Consider the following 4,786-nt stretch of genomic DNA (forward strand, 5'->3'; position numbering starts at 1 on the left):
GCCAACGCACCGAAACCCACCAAAGCCGGCCCAGGCCGCCCTCCCGGCTCACGCAACCGCAGACCCGCACCCCACCACGACGTCGGAAAAACCACCCGACGGGACCTGACCATGACCGCCCACCAACACCGCACAGGTTAAAGATCAAGCTTAGATCTTGCTTTAGTTTCGTCGGAGACAAGGCAAAAGTCGAGAAGGCAATCGGCTCCTACGCTTAGCAGCTCCACCACCGCCCGATCTCCGCCGAGACGCTCCGCAAACGCCTTCACGTCGGCACGGGCACCGCACGCAACCTGGTGGCCCAGCTGCGCAGCGACGCCCGAGCCGCTGTTGACGACTGGGCACCACAGTCGCGACGCCACCGCCAGCCTCGCGACGGTGAGCGTGATGCGACGTCAACCTCCCAGCCGGGTGACCCGGCACGTTCGAGCGTCCACGCGGACCGCGCCACGGGCACGGGGACATCAGCCCGGTTGTCGATCGACCACCCGTCTGCCAGGAACTTTGCCTCTCCCCGGCCTCAGCACTCTCGCCGATCCCGCCCGCGGTCGCCCAGGTTAGCAAGGGCTCGCTGCTGGATGAGGGACTCCTGCGTTGCAGAGCGTGGCAGGTGTGGTGGCGCTCTCGCGAACCGGGACGCGTGTTCACTTTAGTCTGGCGATGGCGTACGGTCGGGCCATGGCCACGCCAGCAGCCCCGAGAGGGAACCGTCGAGTGCGGTCGGATTCGGTGCGGAACCGGGCGGCGATCATCGAGGCGGCCACGGCGGAGTTCACCGCCCGCGGTCAGGGCGCGGACGTACGGGAGATCGCCTCCCGGGCCGAGGTCGCCCTCGGCACCCTGTACCGGCACTTCCCCACCAAGGACGAGCTGCTTGAGACGGTGATGCAGGACCTCTTCACCACCTGGCAGAACACCGCCCTGACCGGGTGGATGAATCACCCGGATCCATGGGAGGCGCTGACTGGCTTCATCGACGACGCGGTGTGCCGTCAGGCCATGCATGTGGCCCTGACGGAGAGGCTGGCGCGTCCGTTCTCGGAACGTCAGCTCGACGAATGCGCCCGCCGTCTCGCCGCCGTCGCCGAGCACCTGGTCGCCCGCTGCCATCGTGCGGGTTTGCTCCGCGAAGGCGTGGTCGGGGAGGACATCATCCAGTTCGTCATCTGCCTGGCCTCGCTCGCCGATCACAGCACCATCCCCGTGATTACGACCACTCCGGCGGGGCAGGCCTTCCCTCCTCGACCGACCGCAACTCCCTGGGCTCGGCAACGGCAGATCGGACTCGACGGGCTCCGCCCCGCACATGGCGTCCTCACGCCGACTCGAACCCGACATCAAGATCATTCAAATTCGCACACATAACGGGCTGTTATCACATTGCCTGAATTCGCAGAAAAGGAAAGCGTGTGCTGAAGCTCTCCATCGTCGAGCAGGCCACCGTTCCCCGCGACCGCACCGCGTTCGAGGCCGTCGAGGAAGCCGTGACCACGACCAAACACGCCGAAGAGCACGGCTTCCACCGGATGTGGTTCGCCGAGCACCACGGGGTGGGCTCCGTTGCCTCACACTCCCCGGAAGTACTCATGGGCATGATCGCCCGGGAGACCCGCCGTATCAGGATCGGTTCCGGCGCGATCCTCCTCAACCACTACAGCCCGCTGAAAGTCGCGGAACTGTTCTACCAACTCGAAACCGTCGCACCCGGCCGGTTCGATCTTGGTCTCGGCCGGGCGACCACTGGGCCAATCGTGGACATCGCCCTCAAACGCGACCGCAGGGCCGGCCATGCCGACGACTTCGACCAGCAGGTACAGGAAGTCCTCGCGTTCCTGCACCGCGACTTCCCCGCCGACCACCCGTTCAGCCAAATCACCTTGATGCCCACCGTCACTGCCCGCCCCGACCCCTGGCTCCTCGGCTCCTCCGGCAGCAGCGCGGGCCTTGCCGCCGCCCTCGGCATCGGGTATTCCTTCGCGGGATTCATCAACCCCGGCGGCGCCGTCCGTGCCCTCCGGGCCTACCGGCGGGCGTTCACTCCCACCGCCTACGGACAAGAAGCCCCGCAGGCCATGCTCGGAGTGAGCGTCTTTGCCGCCGACACCGACGAGGAAGCCCATCGGATGACCTGGCCCACACGCGCCGTCTACGCCAGCCTCGGTCATACCGACCCCGGCCGCATCGTCGTCCCCTCGATCGACGAGGCATCCCGTGTCCTCACCCCGGCGCAGAAAGACGAGCCTTCCCGCATCGTCGACGGGCGCTGGCCGCGCCAACTCGCCGGCAGCCCCGCGACCATCCGGGACCAGCTTGGCCAGATGATCGAACAATCCGGTGCCACCGAAGTCATGCTCCAAAGCATCAGCCCGGATCAGGAAGCCCGCCGGTACTCCCACGCCCTCGTCGCCGACGCACTCGGGATCGTGAACACCGCCGACGTCGCCACGGCCGGAGCGGCGTGATCTGAATCCTCCGGGGTGTACGGAGGCTCTGTCCGTGGAGCCGGCCTGCTGAATGATCGCCTATGCGCCAGTAGCCGGAGGACAGCGCGTTCTGGAAATACTAACCCGAGTTCCGCCGCAGTGTGTTCGGCCTGATCGACGTCGGCAGGCGCCTCGTGTAGCTCGCCGCCGGCATCGGGACCAGCGAGCAGGCAATCTAGGCACGGAAGAGGCAGCCCTTGATCGATACCGGTCGCGGCGGCCCGGATCGCAGTGGTGGAGACGGAGCTGGCGCGCTGGTGTGCCTGGGGAAGGCGCGGCGTGCCGATGGCATGCCGGGACACGGCCGTGTTTGGTGATCAGACCTGGTCGGTCCCCTGTCGCACCCCGCGGCCTCGCTTCCGGGACAGCCGTGCGTGTCTTGAGGCCGTTATGTTCGCCTACCAGGGCAGACGCGCAGTGCCCTGGCAGACAGAAAGGGAAACCCGCGATGTTGGAGATCTCACGGTTCGCCCCGGATGCGTTTCCGGATATCAGCCCCGTCGCTGGCGTCACCAGTGCCACGACATCGTGCGGCCTGAAGTCCGGCGATGGCCCGGACCTACTCCTGATGGCAGTACGGCCGGGAACGACGGTCACCGGCGTGTTCACGCAGTCCACCGTCACATCTCCCGCCGTGCAGCGCTGCCAGCGCAGCATGCGTGAGGGGCGCGCACGGGCGCTGGTAGTGCACGCGGGCAACGCGAACGCCCTCACCGGCGCCCAGGGCAGGCTGCTCGTGGAACGCATCTGTGAAAGCGTCGCCGTGAGCCTGGACTGCCCAGCCGGAGAAATTGTTACCGCTGGCACGGGTATCATCGGGCAGCGCATCAGCGATGAGCAGCTCCTCGAGCCACTGCCCTCTCTTGTGGACGCCCAAGACGCCGTCGACTGGCGTCAGGCCGCGGAAGCTATCCGCACGACCGACACCTTTCCCAAGGCCAGTTCCCGCAGCTTCATGCTAGGCGACCAGCCTATCGTCGTCAGTGGCATCGCTAAGGGATCCGGGATGATCGCACCCGATATGGCCACAATGCTCTGCTTCATGTTCACCAACGCGACAGTGGATGCCGCCGAGCTTCACCGCCTGCTGATCTACGCGAACTCGGGCAGTTTCCGGCGCATCACGGTCGATGGGGATGAGTCGACGAGCGATACGATGCTTGCCTTCGCGACCAACAACACCGACCTCGCAGCCGACGGTGACCGTGATGCGGCCGTCATCCAGCTCCGCGATGCCTTCGCCGAGGTCGCCCATGACCTGGCCATGCAGGTCGTAGGCGACGGCGAAGGGATCTCGAAACTCATCACGGTGACAGTGCGGGGCGCGCGGACCGACGACGACGCCCACGCAATGGCGAAGTCCATCGCGGAGTCCCCACTGGTGAAGACCGCGATCGGCGGTGGCCATCCGAACTGGGGACGTATCGCGATGGCGATCGGGAAATCCCGCCGCCCCGTCCAGCAGGAGCGGCTCACCGTGTGGCTCGGCAAAAACAAGGTCATGATCAACGGAGGTCAGAACGACAGTCTGGACCAGACTACACTAGCCGCCTACATGAAATCAGACTCCATCGACATCACCGTCGACGTCGGGATGGGCCACGAAAATAGCACCATGCGGACCTGCGATCTCACGAAGGAATACATCGACATCAATGCGCACTACATGACTTAATATTTCCCAGGGTTCGACTACCCTCCATTGACACCGCGATCTCGACGATCCGAAGGTGCCCCGACCGTTCACAGATAGGGCTGATGCGTCACAGGATGAACCGTCCGCATAGCTGACGAGGATGACGCCGCCGTCCGCGTCGCCGTCGCGAAACAATGGGCGGATCGCCGCGCCGATCATCACGGGTACGAGAAAATCGATCTCGGGTTTCCGGTTAGCCGATGGGACTGCGATGCCGGCGAGCTCGTTCCACAGGATGGCGATGGGGGCCGATTAGGGGATCACGGGTTGCGCCAGGGCGGCGGCCTGCTACTCGGAGCACGCGTGTCAGATTCCGCCTCTTCCTCTGGCCTCTCCGGGGCACCCGCCGGGGTCTGGTGGGAGGGAGAATACTGTGACCCGGCAGAGCGTGAAAGGCGAGGTCGTTCATCTGCGGTCCGCGGGCGTGGAGGATCTGGGCAAGCGGCTCCTGGTTGCCTGCACCCGCACGCCGAGTCCTCGGCAGGCCGGTAGCTGGCTTTGGAAGACCGAGCGGTTCGGTACCACCACCGCCGAGATGCGGCGGTTGCGGGCCTGGCTGCTGGAACGCCGGGTGGAGGTCGTGGTCCTAGGGCCTGTTCTGAGTCTG

The 4,786-nt window shown here is 65.8% G+C and carries 3 protein-coding genes and 1 pseudogene; all 4 read left to right on the top strand.

The genetic code is table 11. The features are described 5' to 3' along the window. The first annotated feature begins 714 nt into the window (after positions 1-714). Positions 715-1,365: a TetR/AcrR family transcriptional regulator gene (locus E0504_RS50010; RefSeq protein ID WP_207974756.1), complete on the top strand. Its 651-nt coding sequence runs from the start codon at positions 715-717 to the stop codon at positions 1,363-1,365. A gap of 44 nt (positions 1,366-1,409) precedes the next feature. Further along, the gene (locus E0504_RS50015) at positions 1,410-2,462 is read left to right on the top strand and encodes an LLM class flavin-dependent oxidoreductase (protein WP_131628161.1); all 1,053 of its coding nucleotides are present in this window, start codon (positions 1,410-1,412) and stop codon (positions 2,460-2,462) included. A gap of 469 nt (positions 2,463-2,931) precedes the next feature. Then, positions 2,932-4,158, top strand: a complete 1,227-nt coding sequence (gene argJ, locus E0504_RS50020; RefSeq protein WP_165938895.1) for a bifunctional glutamate N-acetyltransferase/amino-acid acetyltransferase ArgJ — start codon at positions 2,932-2,934, stop codon at positions 4,156-4,158. Between the two features lie 394 nt (positions 4,159-4,552). Beyond that, a pseudogene (locus tag E0504_RS50025) lies at positions 4,553-4,786 on the top strand (hypothetical protein); the annotation flags it as partial.

The organism is Parafrankia sp. BMG5.11 (genome assembly GCF_004337455.1).

What these genes read in the sequence shown, in the direction of transcription:
- argJ (WP_165938895.1), top strand. Translation starts at nt 2,932, where the DNA reads ATGTTGGAGATCTCACGGTTCGCCCCGGATGCGTTTCCGGATATCAGC.